This window comes from Gemmatimonadota bacterium (assembly GCA_009838845.1).
Taxonomy (GTDB): domain Bacteria; phylum Latescibacterota; class UBA2968; order UBA2968; family UBA2968; genus VXRD01.
This window is the reverse complement of sequence record VXRD01000016.1, coordinates 1-17,541: the sequence shown is the minus strand read 5'-3', so window position 1 is coordinate 17,541 and position 17,541 is coordinate 1. Positions and strand designations below refer to the sequence as shown.

The 17,541-nt window shown below is 52.1% G+C and carries 12 protein-coding genes; 2 read left to right on the top strand and 10 right to left on the bottom strand.

Going from position 1 to position 17,541, the window contains the following annotated elements; genetic code table 11:
* Positions 1-1,272 precede the first annotated feature (1,272 nt).
* From secD to F4Y39_02360, 10 genes are all read right to left on the bottom strand, one after another.
* Positions 1,273-3,801, bottom strand: a complete 2,529-nt coding sequence (gene secD, locus F4Y39_02405; protein MYC12560.1) for a protein translocase subunit SecD — start codon at positions 3,799-3,801, stop codon at positions 1,273-1,275.
* 30 nt (positions 3,802-3,831) lie between these two features.
* Entirely contained in the window at positions 3,832-4,800 is a 969-nt protein-coding gene (locus tag F4Y39_02400) for a polyprenyl synthetase family protein (GenBank protein ID MYC12559.1), read from the bottom strand.
* 77 nt (positions 4,801-4,877) lie between these two features.
* A complete protein-coding gene (prmC, locus tag F4Y39_02395) occupies positions 4,878-5,744 on the bottom strand; it encodes a peptide chain release factor N(5)-glutamine methyltransferase (GenBank protein MYC12558.1) in 867 nt (288 codons plus the stop codon).
* A 162-nt stretch (positions 5,745-5,906) separates the two neighbouring features.
* Complete coding sequence (gene prfA / locus F4Y39_02390; protein MYC12557.1) at positions 5,907-6,974, bottom strand: peptide chain release factor 1; 1,068 nt, start codon at positions 6,972-6,974, stop codon at positions 5,907-5,909.
* A gap of 87 nt (positions 6,975-7,061) precedes the next feature.
* The gene (locus tag F4Y39_02385) at positions 7,062-7,364 is read right to left on the bottom strand and encodes a type B 50S ribosomal protein L31 (protein ID MYC12556.1); all 303 of its coding nucleotides are present in this window, start codon (positions 7,362-7,364) and stop codon (positions 7,062-7,064) included.
* Between the two features lie 114 nt (positions 7,365-7,478).
* Positions 7,479-8,741 (bottom strand): transcription termination factor Rho, encoded by a 1,263-nt coding sequence (locus F4Y39_02380; protein MYC12555.1) that lies wholly within the window; start codon positions 8,739-8,741, stop codon positions 7,479-7,481.
* Between the two features lie 240 nt (positions 8,742-8,981).
* Positions 8,982-11,651 carry a [protein-PII] uridylyltransferase gene (gene glnD / locus F4Y39_02375; GenBank protein MYC12554.1) on the bottom strand — a complete coding sequence of 890 codons (2,670 nt, stop codon included), beginning with the start codon at positions 11,649-11,651 and terminating at the stop codon, positions 8,982-8,984.
* Positions 11,644-12,852 carry a glucose-1-phosphate adenylyltransferase gene (gene glgC, locus F4Y39_02370; GenBank protein MYC12553.1) on the bottom strand — a complete coding sequence of 403 codons (1,209 nt, stop codon included), beginning with the start codon at positions 12,850-12,852 and terminating at the stop codon, positions 11,644-11,646. The genes glnD and glgC overlap by 8 nt, the downstream gene beginning before the upstream one ends.
* A 1-nt stretch (position 12,853) precedes the next feature.
* Positions 12,854-13,216 (bottom strand): response regulator, encoded by a 363-nt coding sequence (locus tag F4Y39_02365; protein ID MYC12552.1) that lies wholly within the window; start codon positions 13,214-13,216, stop codon positions 12,854-12,856.
* Positions 13,213-14,880, bottom strand: coding sequence for a GAF domain-containing protein (locus tag F4Y39_02360; protein MYC12551.1), 1,668 nt, complete (start codon positions 14,878-14,880; stop codon positions 13,213-13,215). The genes F4Y39_02365 and F4Y39_02360 overlap by 4 nt, the downstream gene beginning before the upstream one ends.
* A gap of 251 nt (positions 14,881-15,131) precedes the next feature.
* Between F4Y39_02360 and F4Y39_02355 the strand changes: the two genes are divergently transcribed.
* Both F4Y39_02355 and F4Y39_02350 read left to right on the top strand, forming a co-directional pair.
* Positions 15,132-16,178 (top strand): PAS domain S-box protein, encoded by a 1,047-nt coding sequence (locus F4Y39_02355; protein MYC12550.1) that lies wholly within the window; start codon positions 15,132-15,134, stop codon positions 16,176-16,178.
* Positions 16,179-16,469: 291 nt separating this feature from the next.
* Positions 16,470-17,541: hypothetical protein (locus F4Y39_02350; protein ID MYC12549.1), on the top strand; the 1,072-nt coding region annotated here is incomplete at its 3' end.

The following is a 17,541-nucleotide window of genomic DNA, read 5'->3' as shown; positions in this document are numbered from 1 at the left end:
TCCGCCAACTCGGGAGGCCATTCAAATGTTGGAGAATGCTGAGGGTTGAACCCCTGAAGATGTGGCAGATTGGTGCGCGTTGCAGGTGGCGTGTATCGCCAGTCGCTATCGCCAAAGACTTCGACGATCATTGTTGCCAATTCAGGGTCATATTCTTTTAACTCAATCCTTGTGTTGACATAGTTGTGTTCATTGTCGTTTTCCCGATTCGCATCAAAATAGGATTGTACGCCTTCGGCCCAATACTCATTCTTGTTTAAAGAAGCATAGGTGCCTCGCCATAATCCTTTCTGCATCGCCGCGTCAAATATGCGCTCAAGGCGGGAATCAAAAGTCGAGTCCACCACATTTAAGCCCATCTGATGCACGGCATGGCTGAGTTCATGGATCAGAATGTTTTCTGTCGCGTAGTGATCTCCTGGATACTGAAGCAGATTTTCCTCGCCACAGCTCACCGATGGACGCGATGGCGTAGCTCCCAAACCGCGTGTTCGTCGGTCCCAGTAGAATCCAGGTCGTAAATCGCTATGTTCGGGAATCTGAGTCGTCAGCTCATTATAGGCCATCACAGAAAATCGCACCTTGTTTTGCGCCATAGCCTGTAATACATCTGGACGATGTCCAATCATCTGCCAGATCAGCCACGCTGCTTCCTTTACAGCGTATGGATTCACTTTTGATGACGCTACGACAGGCAATCCCTCCACATCAATCCACTGCTGATAAAACGGCGATAGCTCAAAAGCCTCGCGAATCTCAGGAGAGGGCATTGCAATGTTCAAGTCGGTCGGTGACGGGGTCACTACTTTGCCAAAGTTATCCGCAAAGATCAGAAAATCGGGAAGACCAATCTCACCATTGCCATCCAGATCGTATTGTGACTCATACTGCTCTTGACCTTCCTTTGCCCCGAACGCCTCGACAAAGAGCAAAAAGTCGGCAAAATCGACAACCCCACTCCTATCAAAGTCGGGACTGGGGTTTGATTGTAATACGACGCTGGCATGTGAGGACAAAACCAACGGGTGAATCAAAAACGCGATGGATAAAAGTGCAAGGATTGAGACCGTTTTACGCATGAATAATTCCCGATCTGCAAAGCAAGCAATCGGTACCAGACAAACTAATGATTACTTCGGTATATACATACGTTTGTAAAATAAAAAGTATAGTTTGCGAGTCAATGGTTAATTGGCTTCCTTATCGATATGAGAAAAAAAAGCACCCGATCGTTCATCTGATCAGGTGCTTTTTTATTTTATTTAGTTCAATCTACGCCGCACTCCGTCCCTGTCTCGCTTTTGCCTCCCGGCGGTTGTGCCATTCGACCACGATGGGCGATGCGACAAATGCCGAGGAGTAGGTTCCCACGATGACGCCGATGAGCAGGGCGAATGCAAAGTCGCGGATTACTTCTCCGCCCAGGAAGATGAGAGAGAGGACGACGAGCATGGTGGTGCCCGAGGTGAGTACCGTGCGGTTGAGACACTCGTTGATGGCGCGGTTGATTACGCTGCTAAAGGTGTCGCGGCGATACAATTTGATGTCTTCGCGGATGCGGTCATAGACCACGATTGTATCGTTGAGGGAGTACCCCACAATGGTGAGCAAGGCCGCCACAATGGCCAGGGAGATCTCCCAATTTAGAACTGAAAAGATCCCGAGGGTGATCATGACGTCGTGGAAAAGGGCGATGACGGCTGCAATCCCAAATTCGATCTGTCTGAAGCGCCACCACACGTAGATGATAATGAGTATCATTGCGACGAGGATGGCATATACGGCATTGGTCTTGAGTTCTTCGCCAATTTTGGGTCCGACGGCTTCCTGCCGCCGCAACCACTCGGTCTCATCTTGAATATTGCCGGCAAAATCGGATTTGAGTCTGGTTTTTATGGCATCTGCAATGGTTGTGCCTTCGGCTTCTTCTTCCACGCGGATGAGGATGTCATTGACTGTGCCGAATTCTTTGATTTCGCTGTTGCGCAGGTCCATGCTTCGATCCTCAACGCGGACGTCGCCCAGAGACTGGCGGATGTCGCCGATAGAGGCCGGGGGATCAAAGTGCAATTCGAGCAATGTGCCCCCGGCAAAGTCGATGCCCAGGTTATAACCACCTTTGGTGATGGTGGAACCCAGGCCGAACAGGATGAGAACAGCCGATAGGATGAACGCGCCCCGTCGAACACCGAGAAAGTTGATGCTGGTGTCGCCAAATACGCGCAGTCTGCCGATGCTGAGGCGGGGATTGACCTGGCGCGAGACAATGGTGTCGTAAATGGTGCGCGTGACAAAGATGGCGGTGAACATCGAGGAGATGATACCGATCATCAGGGTGAGTGCAAATCCCTTGATGGGACCGGTGCCGTATTGGTAGAGCACGATGGCGGTGATGATGGTGGTTACGTTGGCATCTACGATGGTCTGAACGGCGCGCGCATAACCATTTTCAATGGCTACCCGCAGGGTTTTTTCCGCGCGCAATTCCTCGCGGATGCGTTCGAGGATCAGCACGTTGGCATCCACTGCCATACCTATGGTTAAGATAATACCCGCTATGCCGGGCAGGGTGAGCGTGCCTTGAAATGCCGCGAGTATGGCCATGACAAAGACGAGGTTGAGCACGAGGGCGAGGTCGGCGACGAGGCCCGAAAAACCGTAGTAGATGACCATGAAGACGATGACGATGGCCAGGCCAATGAGGGCTGCATTTCTGCCCTGTTCTATGGAGTCGCGCCCAAGCGATGGTCCCACGGTGCGGTCTTCGACGATGTTGACATCGGCGGGTAGCGCACCCGCGCGCAGGACTATTGCGAGGTCTTTGGCTTCATCAACCGTGCCCGTGCCTTCGATTATGCCCGAGCCCTGGCTGATTTTGGAGCGGATTGTGGGTGCGGAATAGACCTGATCGTCGAGGATGATGGCCATGCGTTCGCCCACATTGGCGCCTGTGACCCGTCCAAAGAGGCGCACGCCCTGGCTGGTGGTGGTAAAGTTGACGATGGGTTGACCGGCGTTTTCAAAGGATTGCCCGGTTGTGACAGAGGCATCGGAGAGGATTTCGCCCGTCATTTCTACGCGCCTTTTGAGATAATAGAGCGCGCGATAGCGTTGCCCATCGCCCATTTCTTCGTCTTTGGAGTTCCACAGGAATTGTGCGTCGGGTGGCAGGAGCCTTTGTATGTCCGGGCGGTTCAGAAGTTCCCGCACGGTCAGGATGTTGTCTTCCATGACCACGAGGTCTGGCCCATAAGCGCGCACATAGCGCGCGAGGGATGGGGTGTCTTCGTCTATTTGTCCGAGGAGCGGGTCTGCGGCTTGCGCGCTGTCAACAGGTGCTTGGGCGGCAAGGTGTCGGTCAATTTTTTCGATTATGCCAACGCGGTCGGCGTCGGATTTGAGGATTTTGAATTCGAGACGCGCGGTTTTGCCGATCAGGCCCTTGGCGCGTTCGATGTCTTGCACACCCGGCAATTCGACCACGATGCGCCAATCGCCTTCGCGGTGAATGATGGGTTCAGAGACGCCAAATTGGTCGATGCGATTGCGGATAATTTCGAGGGCGCGCGCGACCACGTCTGTTTTTTCATCGTCTGAGAGATTGGTTTGATCCACTTCGAGAACGAGGTGGATGCCCCCTTGTAAGTCTAATCCGAGGTTGATGGCTTGCTGCTTTACGCGCTCTCGCTCGTCTAAATTTTCCTGAGTTGTGTAGTAAAATTGGTAGGTGGGATAGAGATAAAAGAGTGCGAGCGCTATGGTCGCACCTATGATTAACAAACGCCAGTATTCTCGGGTCATCGCAGGAAGTTACTCCGTTTATAGTGTGATTTATCGGTCGCGTTCAACCACGTGTTGAACCGCCAATATGAGCGCGTCGCGCGCGCGGGAGGTGTGTAGTGCGTTCAGGTTTTTGAGAGCGGATTGGGCATAAGAACGCGCTTCTTCTCGCGCGGCTTCTACGCCCCGATAGCGCTGGACAAAGCGAATGACTTCTCGCCAGTCGCTGTCGCTTTCTACACCATTGAGTACTTTGTTGCGAATGTGGGCAGCTTCGCCATTTTTGCAATTTGACAGTGCCCGAATTAAGGGCAAGGTCAATTTTTTTTCTCGAAGGTCATTTCCCGTAGGCTTGCCCATGTTATTTGCACTGCCCATCAGGTCGAGGACGTCGTCGGTAATCTGGAAGGCGACGCCTATTTCGCTGCCGAAAGACGCCATGCGAGCGATCTGGTTGGGCGATCCTTTTCCCAAAATAGCACCCAATTCGCAAGCCAGCGCGAGCAGAGATGCCGTTTTTTGGTTGATCATGCGGAAATAGAGCGAGGCTTCACCTGCAGAAGATATTTCGCCTTCGAGGATTTCTCCTTCAACGACGCGCTGAATCGCGTGGGTCGTGGCGTTCATGACCGGTAGAGAGTTGAGGCCAACGAGCACTTGCATTGATTTGGCAAAGAGAAAATCGCCCATCAAAATGGCTGCGCGGTTGCCCCATTGCAGATGCAGGACGTCGGCTCCCCGGCGCGTTTCTGCGTTGTCGATTACGTCATCGTGAATGAGCGATGCCGTTTGTATAATTTCAACGCCTACAGCAGCATCGATTACCGCGTCTGAACACTCGCCCACGGCCTGCGCTGTTAAGAATGCAAGGGCAGGTCGAAAACGCCTGCCCCTGTTTTTGACAACGTGATAGGCCATCTCTTGTATGCCTCCGACATCAGAGGCTGTCATAATTTCTTCGAGACGGGTTTCAAAGCGTGCGATCTGATATTGGATAGGCGCGAAAATTTGGTCTAACATGGCGCATTTATAAAGGGGTGAGACAAACGAATATTAAGGCGTGAGAAATTAACAAAAAAGGTCGTAAAAGTCAATGATTAGCAATTGGCGGTTGCTCGTGCGAGTACCGCGCGGGGATATCCACTCAGGTCAGTGTGGGTCGTGATGTGGGTGAGGCCAATTTGACGGCTGAGCAGTTGGGTGACGGCGCGAGCCTGGTCGTGGCCGATTTCCAAACCCAATAGCCCGCCCCGCGCGAGCAAGGGGACGCTTGTGGGTATGATTTTGCGATAGAAGTCGAGGCCGTCTCTGCCTCCGTCCAGGGCGAGGCGAGGATCAAAGTCGCGGACTTCGGGTTGCAGGGCGTCGATTGCATTGCTGGGAATATAGGGGGGGTTGGAGAGGATGGCGTGGATGCTCTCTGGTTTTGCAAAGGGTGTGAGGAGGTCGGTTTGGAGAAAGGAAATGCGGTCGGACACGCGGTTGAGATGGGCGTTTTGTCTGGCGAGGTGAAGTGCTTTGCGAGATATGTCTGTGGCGATTACACGCGATTTGGGGAGTGCTTTGCCCAGGGTGATGGCGATGATTCCCGATCCCGTGCCAATATCGAGGATGCGGGGATTTGTGCAGGTGTTTAATTGTTTGAGGACTACTTCGACAAGGGTCTCTGTTTCTGGCCGGGGGATCAGAGCATCGGGCGCGGTGTGAAATGGGAGGCCGTAAAATTCGGTGTTGCCCAAAAGGTGTTGCAGGGGAATGCGACCGGCGCGGCGGTGAATCAGGGTGCGAAAGGTCGCGCTTTGTGCAGGTGTGAGTGGTTGGTGCGCCCGCATAAGCAGTTCTGAACGCGCGCATTCAAGCACATGGGCGAGTGTCCATTCGGCATCTGCCTGTGGACTGGGTACACCCGCTTTGATGAGGATGTCTCTGGCCCAAGTCAGAAGGTGGGGAATGAAGGTCGGCATGTGGGTGCGAATCAACGAATCAACGGAACGGGGTACAACTGCGTCAGCAGTTCATCAACGAATCTAATGAAGCAGGTAATGTATACATGAAAGCCGTCATTGCGGCATGGTTTTAGCCGCAATCCAGAGGTTTTGGGTGGCGGGGCGGGTTCGTCTATTCGTCTATTCCTGTTGTTTGAGTTTTTCCGTTTGGTCAGAGAGGTGAAGGGCTTCGATGAGTTCTGCGATGTTGCCGTCCAGAATGTCTTCGAGTCTGTGCAGAGTGAGTTTGATACGGTGGTCGGTTACGCGTCCCTGTGGGAAATTGTAGGTGCGAATTTTCGCGCTTCGGTCGCCGCTGCCAATTTGGGAGCGGCGGTCTGCGGCGGTTTTGGCCTGTTGTTCGCGGATGGCCTGATCCAGCAGGCGCGAGCGCAAGACTTTGAGTGCTTTGGCTCTGTTTTTGTGTTGGGATTTTTCGTCCTGACACGTAACGACGAGTCCCGATGGCAGGTGGGTGATGCGCACTGCCGAGTCGGTGGTGTTGACGCTTTGGCCTCCGGGACCTGATGAGCGAAAGACATCTATTTTGAGGTCGTTGAGGTCGATGTCTATATCGACTTCTTCTGCATCGGGAAGAACGGCTACGGTAGCTGTCGAGGTGTGGATGCGACCGCTGGATTCGGTTTCGGGTATGCGCTGGACCCGGTGTACGCCGCTTTCGTATTTTAACCTGCCGTAGATGCCGTTCCCAACGACTAAGAAGATGATCTCTTTGTATCCACCAATTCCCGTGGGGTTTGAGCTGAGGATTTCACAGCGTCCACCGGTGTGTTCTGCATAGCGCGAATACATGCGGTAGAGATCGGCGGCAAAGAGGGCGGCTTCTTCTCCTCCCGCGCCTGCGCGTATTTCGACGACGGTGTCTTTGTCGTCGTTGGGGTCTTTGGGGATTAAGAGCATTTTGAGCGTGTTGGACAGATCCGATTCCCGTTGATCGAGGTCCTCTTTTTCCATTTGAGCCATATCGACGAGTTCGGCATCATCTGAGGAACTGATGATGTCATTTATATCGCCCAGTTCTTCGCGCACGTTGTTGTAGTCGCGATAAGTTGTGACGATTTCTTCGAGGTCGCGGTATTCTTTGCCGAGTTTGCGAAGGCGGTTGGGGTTTGAGGCGACTTCGGGCCTGGCCATTTCTTCGCCGAGTTTGAAATAGCGGGTTTCAATGGTTTTGAGTTGTTCAAACATGGTGGTTCTTTCGGTTTTTATCACACAAAAAGGGCGAAACAGTCGCGGCATGCGGCCGTTTCACCCTTTTCCATGTGGATCGCGTTGCTAACTGTCCGTTTTTTCTTCTTCCTTTTCTTCTTCCTTTTCTTCTTCCCCGTCTTCAATACCATACCGGCGGCGATAGCGCTCGACCATACCGGCGGTGTCAACGAGCATCATCTTGCCCGTGAAGAAGGGATGGGTAGCCGAACTGATTTCCATTTTGATCAGTGGATAGGTGTTGCCGTCTTCCCATTCGATGGTTTCTTCAGAGGTGCGCGTCGATCGCGTTTTGACCCGAAATGGTGGGTTGGCACTGACGTCTTCAAAGATCACGTCGCGGTATTCTGGATGGAGATTGGGTTTCATGCGATTATCCTCAAGTTGTTCAATTTCAGTATGTTGAAAAAGTAAAACAGGTTGCGAGACTTCCGCGGGCCAAAGAATATACCAAAATGCCCAAAAATAATCAAGTTGCAGGGCTCAGAAGGCGTGGACCGGTTCACTCATGGCATTGAGAAAGTCTTCGTTGGTTTTGTTTTCTTTGGTGCGTTCTGTGAAGAATTCCATGGCTTCCAGAGGTTGCATCTGGTTGAGTAGTTTTCGCAAGATCCAAACGCGGTTGAGTTCTTTTTCTTTGAGCAGAAGTTCTTCTTTGCGCGTGCTGGACATGGATACGTCAATGGCGGGAAAGATGCGGCGGTTGGAGAGCCGACGGTCCAGTTTGAGTTCCATGTTACCCGTGCCCTTAAATTCTTCGAAGATGACTTCGTCCATACGGCTTCCGGTTTCGACGAGGGCGGTTGCCAGGATGGTCAGGCTGCCGCCTTCTTCGATGTTGCGCGCTGCGCCAAAAAATCGCTTGGGCCACTGCATGGCCGTCGAGTCGAGACCCCCGGAGAGAACGCGTCCACTGTGGGGGGCAACGGTGTTGTAGGCTCGGGCTAAGCGGGTGATGCTGTCGAGCAAGATGACGACATCCTGCTGGTGTTCGACCAATCGCTTAGCTTTTTCTATGACCATGTCGGCTACCTGGACATGTCGGGTTGGGGGTTCGTCAAAGGTGGAACTGACGACTTCGCCCTCGACCGAACGGAGCATGTCTGTGACCTCTTCGGGGCGCTCGTCAATGAGGAGAACAATGAGCGTGATTTCGGGATGGTTTTTGGTAATGGCGTTGGCAATTTTTTGCAAGAGCATGGTTTTGCCCGTAAACGGGGGCGCGACAATCATGCCGCGTTGACCTTTGCCAATTGGGGTGAGGAGATTCATGATGCGAGTAGAGATGTCCTGGGAGTCGTACTCGAGATCGATGCGTTCGTCCGGGTGTAGTGGTGTGAGATTGTCAAATAGGATTTTTTGTTTTGCGACTTCAGGATCTTCAAAATTGACGGCTTCAACGCGAATGAGTGCGAAGTATTTTTCGTCGCCTCTCGGTGGACGAATATGTCCCGATATGGTGTCTCCAGTTCGCAGGTTGAAGCGTTTGATTTGCGAGTGGCCCACATAAATGTCGTCGGGACCGGGCAAATAATTGTACTTTGGTGATCTGAGGAAGCCAAATCCGTCTTCGAGGATGTCGAGAACACCCTGTGCGAAGATACGCCCACTTTTGGCGGTTTGGCTCTGGAGAATAGCGAAGATAAGCTCTTGTCTTCGCAGGCTGCTATAGCCTTGAATATTGAGTGCTTGTGCGTGTTTGTTGAGTTCGGGAATGCTGCATTCCTGTAACTCAAACATGTTCAATTTTTCTTCGGTAATTGCCATTTTTGGGGTTTCCTGATGGGTTGGAAGGGGAGAAGCGATACATGCCCGGACGACACCATGCAGTGTGGGGCGCAAAACGGACGCTGTGCGAAATCATTGGATTACTGCGAAGCCTACAGAGAACAATGTTTTGGAAGATTGTGGGGCAGGATGCGGAGCATTAGTGCGAGGGAATGCATTTTGAAGTTGACCTAAACCTAAAACAAACAATGTGGCTTGTCAAGGATTTTCAATCGCGTGCGTCAGTTCATGGGTAATGTGTTCGAGTAGTGCGGTATCTGTGATTTTATCGCCGTTTTTACGCACGTAAAAGGCATCCACAGCGCGGTCTGCCTGTGTGCCGATGCGAGCGGTGTAGATGTCGAGGCCAAGGTCTGATAAGGTGCGCGTGATGCGATACAGGAGGCCCGTTGCATCTTGTGCAGTGATATCGATGACGGTGGAGCGCATAGAAACATTGTTGTCGTATGTGATTTTGGGAGAAATGGGAACGGTGGGCTGCCGCCTCAGGGACCACCTTTGACTGTAGCTGGCAAACAGGTCTGATACGCGCTCTTTTTTTTGAAAGACATCGGTCAGAGTTTGTTGAATTTTTTCTCGTAATGCAGCGTCATCATCCATATCGGAAGTGACCTGAAAGATGTCGATGACTGTGCCGTCGTTGCGCGTATAAGCATGGGCGCTGAAGATGTTGATGTCGTGGGTTGCCAGTACACCACAGATTTCAGATAGGCGAAAGGACTGGTCGTGCGTGCAGATGGTGATTTCCAGAAAGAGTTCGCCGGGTTGTACGCTAACGGCAACCAGCGAGGCTCCCATTGCGTCGATGAGTTGCAGGTGTTGTGCAATTTCTTCCGGGCTATTTTGTTCGGGATAGCGCGGGGGCATGTTGTTGAGGTGTTCGATAAGGGTCTGATATGGGATGCGCGATTCCAGAGCAGCGAGGATTTTTTGAATGTCTTGTAGTTCGGGTTGCTCGCGTTGGGATTGGGCGCTTTGTGTGAGGAGGTGGAAGGTGTTTTCGTAGAGTTCTCGCAAGAGGTGACCTTTCCAGGAAGTCCAGGCAGTTTGTGTGACGGCAGACAGGTCGGCATAAGTGAGGACATAGAGCATGCGCAAAATATCGGGGTGTGAAAATGTGCTGGCAAATTCGGCGATCATGCGCTGATCTGACAGGTCGCGGCGCTGGGCAATGGCAGACATTGCGAGGTGGTGTCGCACGAGAAAAACAACGGTTTCTATCTGGTCATCGGGCAATTGAAGGCGTTTGAGAAAGTCCCGTGTCATTTCTGCGCCGACAATGCTGTGATCTTTGTCGCGGACAGATTTTCCCACGTCGTGCATCATCAGCGCGAGATAGAGAAGCTCTTTTCTGGGGATTTCGTTGTACACGCGTCTGAGGTGCTGCAAATCGTGGGGTAAAGAAGGAGATCGCGCGAGATGGTCGAGGCGCTCCACAGCGACCAGGGTGTGTTCGTCTGCTGTGTAGATGTGATAGCGATTGTATTGTACCAAACAGGTCAGGCTGCCGAATTCGGGTACGTAAGTGCCCAAAACGTCGAGTTCGTGCATGGTGCGAAGGGTGGTGCCAATGCCGATGGGTGCGCGGAAGAGGTCGAGAAAAATGCGACTGACGCGCTCAGAAGACCTGAAGCTGTCGTCGATGAGATGGATGTGGTCTTTTATTCCCTGTTTGGCCGCTTCATTGAGGGGAACGCCGAATCGCTGTGAATTGAGGAAAAGGGAGAGGAGGCGATGGGGCGTGTTGTCAAAAAAATGGCGTCGCTTTTGGGGCAGGGCAATGTGCGTGTGGTGTAGCACGGTGCCGTCATCGAGTTGACGGCGCGTGAGCAATCCCACAGCCCGACCGGTGGAAGATTGGCCTTTGAGGCGTTCACATATCAGGTCGCTGAGGTGTTTGATTGCACGCGCATGGGTGTAGTAGTCTCGCATAAAGTGTTCCACACCCAGTTCATTGTCCCGGTCTTTGTAGCCCAGATTTTTGGCAATAGCAGGTTGAAGGTCGTGCTCGAGCACGTCAAAGTGTTTGCCCGTGTGGAAGTGCAGTTCGTTGCGCGTGCGCAGCATGAAATCAAAGGCTTTGATATAGATCTGATAATTTCTGCGCGTGAGCAGATGGCTTTCTTGCAAGCCTTCGGGTGCGCGAAGGCCGCGGCGCGCCATCAAAAACCAGCCCGCTGTGTGAATATCTCGCAATCCCCCCGGGCTTTCTTTGACATTGGGTTCGAGGAGTTGGACCGAAAATTTGGATCTGCTGTGTCGCTGGATGCGTTCCTGATATTTTTTTTCCACAAAACCGCGCGCGCGTCTGCCAAAAAATCGCCGCGCAAGGGCGTCTTGCAGTTGGGTCTTCAGGGTGGGATCACCCACGAGATGGCGTGTTTCGAGCATTGCAGTCATGGAATCGGTGTCGTCTTGTGCTGCAGTGATGCAATCGGAAAGGGTGCGTGTGCCGTATCCCACGTCAAATCGCAGATCCCACAGGGTGTGGAGAATCGCGCGCGTTATGGGATCGCCTTCACGGACTTTTTTTTGAAAGAGAAATAACAGGTCGATATCCGAGTGGGGATTGAGCGCATCCCGGCCATATCCCCCTTGCGCGATTACGGCAAAATCGGTTGGCTCACCGTGTTCTTCTTTTGCTTCGGCGTACAGTGCCTGGATGAGTATATCGACGCGCTGTGTGAGTGCTGCAACTATCGTGTTGCCCGATGCGCCGTCCCGGTGCTGTGTATGAATCGTTTCCCAGGAGGTGTCGAGATAGGTTCGCAGGTACGACAGGCGTTCGGTGGGCCAGGCGTCTGATGTTTTTTTTGCGTTGAGCAGGTCGCGTGGGAGGGTATGGCATATGGAGATTTGTTTATTCAATGGGCAGTCCTTTGGAAATGGCTATGACGCCACCATCTGTTACAGTGAAACGCCGGCGGTCGTCTTCGCGGTTAATCCCGATTTGTGTACCGGACGGAATGACGACGCCTTCGTCGGCTATGACGCGGTGGAGTTGGGCATTGGCACCGACTTTGACGCCTTCCATGAGCACCGAATCGGTAATTTGTGCGCCGGAGTCTATGTGAACCCCTGCAGAGATGACTGAGCGCTCGACCCGTGCATTGGCAATCACACATCCCTGGGCGACTACGAGAAGAGAACTGTTTTGCGGTCGAATGTGCAGGCGCGAAGGTGGATACGGGTGTGCGTGTGTGCGGATGGGCCAGTTCGGGTCGTGCAGGTCAAATTCGGGGGTCTCAGAAACGAGATCCATGTTGGCTTCCCAGTACGCGTCGAGAAGGCCGATGTCGCGCCAGTACACGGTCGAATTGCGATTGCCGTGCTTGAAGTTGTACGCAAAGACGCGCCCTGAATCGACCATTGATGGGATGATGTTTTGCCCAAAGTCGTGGGCTGTGTCGCGTTTGGCATCTTCGGAGAGTTGGCGCACGAGAACTTCTGTGCTGAAGATGTAGATGCCCATTGAGGCCAGGGCGAGATTGGGGTTGTGTGGTGTGGATTTGGGGTGGTCGGGTTTTTCCTCAAAGCCGACAATGCGAGATTCATCGTCGATTGCCATGACGCCCAATTCGGTGGCATTTTTGATGGGTACTTCAATGCAGGCTACCGTGAGGTCGGCATTTGCGTTGTTGTGAAAGGCGAGCATCTTGCTGTAATCCATTTTGTACACGTGGTCGCCGCCCAGGATGAGGACGCGGTCGGGACGCTCGCGTTCGAGGATGTCGATATTTTGAAAGATGGCATCGGCTGTGCCGCGATACCAGTTGCCGGCAAGGCGAAATTGGGGCGGGACTTCAAAGATAAATTCGTCGAGTTCGGGATTGAAAATGGACCAACCGCGTTGCAAATGCCGGTCGAGAGATGTTGACATGTATTGCGTGAGAACATATATCCGGCGCAAGTTGGAGTTGAGGCAGTTGGAGAGGGTAAAGTCAATGATGCGGTACATGCCGCCGAAGGGCACGGCGGGTTTGGCCTGATTGCGCGTGAGGGGATAAAGCCGAGATCCCTGGCCTCCGGCGAGGATCATGGTTAGCGTATTTTGCAGTTCATCGGGCATGTCAAGACCTTTCACCGGTCAGTACATCGCTTATGGCGGTTTTGAGTTCAGACAGGTCCGATGATTTGACCACATACGCATTGGCCGACCAGGTGAGATAGTTGTCTTTGTGATTGCTATAGGCGGTGTTGAGAATAACGGGTAACTGGTTGTTTATGCCCAGGATGTGGTTGAGGGCTTCAATGCCGTCCATGCCGGGCATTCGAATGTCGAGTATTAAGAGGTCCGGCGGATTGTCTTTGACGCGCTCAATCGCGGTTTGCGCGTCGTGAACCACATCGACGCGATACCCTTCATCGGTGAGTTCTTGCTCGTAGAGCAGTGCCAGATTTTGGTCGTCGTCGGCAATGAGGATGTTTTTCATAATGATTTCCTTGAGGAGAGATCGGGGAGATGGATGGAAAGGGTGGTGCCAGAGCCGCTGTGGCTCGTGAATGAGAGGGTTCCTCCGTGGCGTTCGACGATTTGTTTGCTGATGACCAATCCGAGACCTGTACCCTTGGTTTTGGTGGTGAAATAGGGCTTGAAAATTTCGTCCTGAATTTCGGTGGGAATCCCCGGTCCCGTATCTCGTATTTCTATTTCGATATGTGGCTGATCCTCTTTTTTTCGGATATGAACGTGCAATTTGCCGCCATTGGGCATTGCTTGAAATGCGTTTTTGAAGATGTTGATGAGTACCTGCTTAAATTGTGCGGGATCTAAGGGTATTTCGGGCAGGTCAGATGGTGCGTTTTGTCGATAGGTGATGCCCCGGCTTTCGAGGCCCTCGCCAACTTGATGATACACATCGGTGATGAGGTCCGGGAGATTGATGGGTTCGAGTTCGAGCTTGCGCGGTCGCGTGTAGTTGAGTATGTCGGTCAGTAGTTCTTCCAGGCGCGTGACTTCACAAGATATGATGCGCGATGCCGTGTCGATGCGGTCGGGTGTTGGGGCGCGCTGAAGAGAGCGCGCAAAGCCGCCAATTGTCGCCAGTGGATTGCGAATCTCGTGTGCAATGCGCGCAGACATTTCGCCGATTACAGCCAGGCGTTCCGATTGTACGAGTTCGTCCTGGAGTTCTCGCGTTTCCTGAAAGAGATGTGCGTTGTGGATGACCCATGCCAGTTGATCGGTCAAGACCATTAGCGATTGTACATCGGTCCAATTAAAACCATTTTTTTTTCGACTGAGCACATCGAGTGCGCCCAATACGCGGTCTGCTGTTTTGATTGGCACGCAGAGTTCTGAGCGCGTGTTTTTTTCCTGGGGAAAAGCAATGATGCGCCTGGGATCATTGGCCACGTCATTGGCCATGATGGGATTGCCAGATGCGACGACATGGCCTACGATGCCTTCGCCCACATTTTGGCGATATCCCTCGGGGAAGTGCTTTTCGTAAACACCGGCTCTGGCTTTCATGACCATCTGGTTGGCATGCGTTTCGAGAAAATAAAGTGAGACGTGCTGGTAATTGAAACTCTGTTGTACTTCGTGTACAATGCGTCTGAAAATTTCAGATGGGTCGAGGGTTGATAGGGCCATTTGTGCAATGCGATTGTTGGTGGTCAGGTGCGCGGCGCGCTGTTTTTCCACTGCGAGGAGGCGGGCGATTTCGATGTTGCGCTGGCGCAGATTTTGAGATTGTCTTTGCGCCAGGTTTCGATAACGCATTTCGTGGTAGTACGCCGATATGCGCAGCAAGATTTCGTCAAATATGGCTTCGGCATTGTGCGTAAAACTTTTCAGGCGTCTCAGAACGGTTTTCTTCAAGGCAATGAGCAATCGACAAGCCGCATCGGGGGTAAAAGCATTGATTTCGCCTGAAAAGATGCGCTGGCGGAGCAAGTGATAATCCTGTTTGGTGGTGATCTGTTTGACTATGAGATCAAAGAACTCTTCGAGCACATTGTCGGGCGTGTGACCGTCAAAATCTTCGCGCAGTTGCAAGGCAGATGTGCGGCGGACGCGCTTTTGCCATTCAGATAGCAGGCTTGCGCGCTGGGTGGTGAGTATGTGATGCAGGTTTTGTTCTGTGTTTTTCATGAGATAAAAGGAGGGTTGTTAACCTATAATCGTTAATAATATCACGCCAAATGTATAAGTGTCAAGATATTTGGGCTTGCGCTTTGGATATAAATCCCCAAATTAAGGTTGATGTGCGAATCAACGAAGCAGGTAATGTATACATGAAAGCCGTCATTGCGGCATGGTTTTAGCCGCAATCCAGAGGTTTTGGGTGGTTGGGCGGGGTTCGTCTATTCGTTGATTCGTAGATTCGTCTTTGGAGAATACGCATGGCTACGGATTATAGTGCTTCGATTCTGGAGGGTCTGGGGGAGGGCATCGTGGCTTTTGATAAAACACATCGGGCCGTGATGGCCAATGCACATTTGATTGCGTTGATGGGGTGGGACAAACAGGCCGTTTGTGGCGCTTCGCCAGAGGAGCTATTTGCCCAACGCCCTGAGTTGTTGCGGATTTTGAACGAGGGTATGAAAAACAAGGTGCTGGTGTCAGATACGGATCTGGTACACCACAATGCCGATGGTGGGTTGCAACATCTGCGCGTGAGTACTTCGTTTTTGAATACGCAGGGCGGTCTGGTGCTGGCAGTGCGCGATGTGTCTGAGATAAAGCGGATGGAGTGGGAGATCTTTCAGGTTGAAAAGATGACGGCGTTGGGGCGTTTGGCCGCTTCTGTTGCCCATGAAGTGCGCAATCCTCTGGGGGCGATTGATATTCAATTGCAATTGTTGGAGGAAGATCTCAGCACGTTGTCAAGTGCGTTAAAAGAACGCTTTGTGGGGCGGCTCAATATCGCGCAGACAGAGATGAAACGGCTCGACCGCCTTGTGTATAATTTTTTGCGTTTTTCGCGTACGCCCAAACTTCATTTGCGGCAGGTGTCTCTCAACGATGTGGTTCGCCGCGTTTTTGAGCTGGTCTCGCCCGAAGCACGTGAGCGCGGCATTGTGTTGCGTCTGGAACTTTCCGAGGATCTGCCCGCGATTAATGGAGATGAAGATCAACTCGGTCAAGCTGTGCTCAATATTGTGGTGAATGCCTTTCAGTCTATGGTCGCCGGTGGGGATTTGGTTGCCCAAACACAAACCGAGTCGGGGCAGGTGTGTTTGATGCTTACAGATACGGGTTGCGGGATTCCAGAAGAAGAGGTGGATCGCATTTTCGAGTTTTATTATACGACAAAAGATGAAGGTACCGGGTTGGGGCTGTCTATTGCCCAGCGCATCATTTATCAGCACGGAGGGCATATCGATGTCGAGAGCCGCCCCGAACTGGGAACGACTTTCCGGGTGTATTTGCCCGAGCATGAAAGTTAGGAATTGAATGTTACGCGGTCGTGCAAAAATTGACTTTGCAAGGAGATTTTTTTTTGTAAATTGCTACAAACGTATGTTTCAAAGGAGGAGATTTTTTTTGTCAGTTGCTACAAACGTATGTTTCAAAGGAGGAGATTTTTTTTTGTCAGTTGCTACAAACGTATGTTTCACTGGCGAAGTATCTTTTGCCTCTGAAGTACTGCAAATTTTGCCAACAGATGCATTGTAAGGGCAGTGCCCTGTGCCTGCCCGATAGCGCTGCATTTCTATCCTATAGGGAGGGATTAGTAGATGATACGCAAGAATTACCTTTTGATGTTCACCCTGACGTTGCTCGTGTTTGCAGGTCAGGCTTCTGCACAGCAGCTCTCGCTCAAGCATATTCCTGGTGACGGACGCACCGAAGGTGTGGTCCTGGGACAGGGCACAGAGATTGTCGTTGAAGTTTTTCAAACGGGTCTTACCCAATCCGTAAACGCCATACAGATTACGTTTGACTTTGACCTGTCTCTTGTCACCCTTGCTGCACCTGCTGGCTGGTTACAAACAGGTGCTGATACAGTTACCCTGTTATCGGTTACTGCAGCACCTGTGCCTGTAAGTGCCCGTTTTTCCTTTATGACAAATGTGGATGTGACGGGTCGAGAATTTTCCATTAGCCTTAAGAGTATCACACTCGATGTGGTAGAAATTACCCCATCTGCTGTGGTCTCGTTTAATTCCGTCCTTCCGCCGCTTCACCTGGATACAGAGATCGAAAGTCCTGCACAGAACAACAACGCGCTGACCCTGCCAAAAAAAAGGTTGGGCGATACCATTGTGTTTCAGCTTTTTGTGCCCGATGCAGCAGGTCAGGACATCCGGGCTTTCGAGTTTGAACTAGCTTTGCAGGGCAAGAGGTTATCCAACTATATCAGCAGCAATGTGTCAGGTAGCTGGCTCACGAGCGTAGAAAGCTCAGGTAACCTGAGTCTGTCCCTGTCGTCAGTCCCCCACTCTGTACCGAGTAGTGGGTATCTGGGTCAGGTTGACCTTGAAGTGACAGGTGCGCTGACCGAAGCAGACACGCTGATGGTCACAAGGGCTTCTGTGGCTGGCGCGAGTGGGACGCAGCCACTTGATGTGTCCAGCGCGGAGCTTTCCTTTGGGTTCCTTTGTCCTGGAGATTTCGACAAAAATGGGATGGTCAATATCCCTGATTTTTTGCTCTTTGTGAAGGTGTTTGGCACATCGTCTGGTGATGCGACGTTCAACGCGCTGATGGATATGGACGGCAATGGAGCGGTTGGCATTCCTGATTTTCTGGCCTTTGTGAAGGTGTTTGGCACGACCTGTGGGACAACATCGCTGCCACCGCCACCAC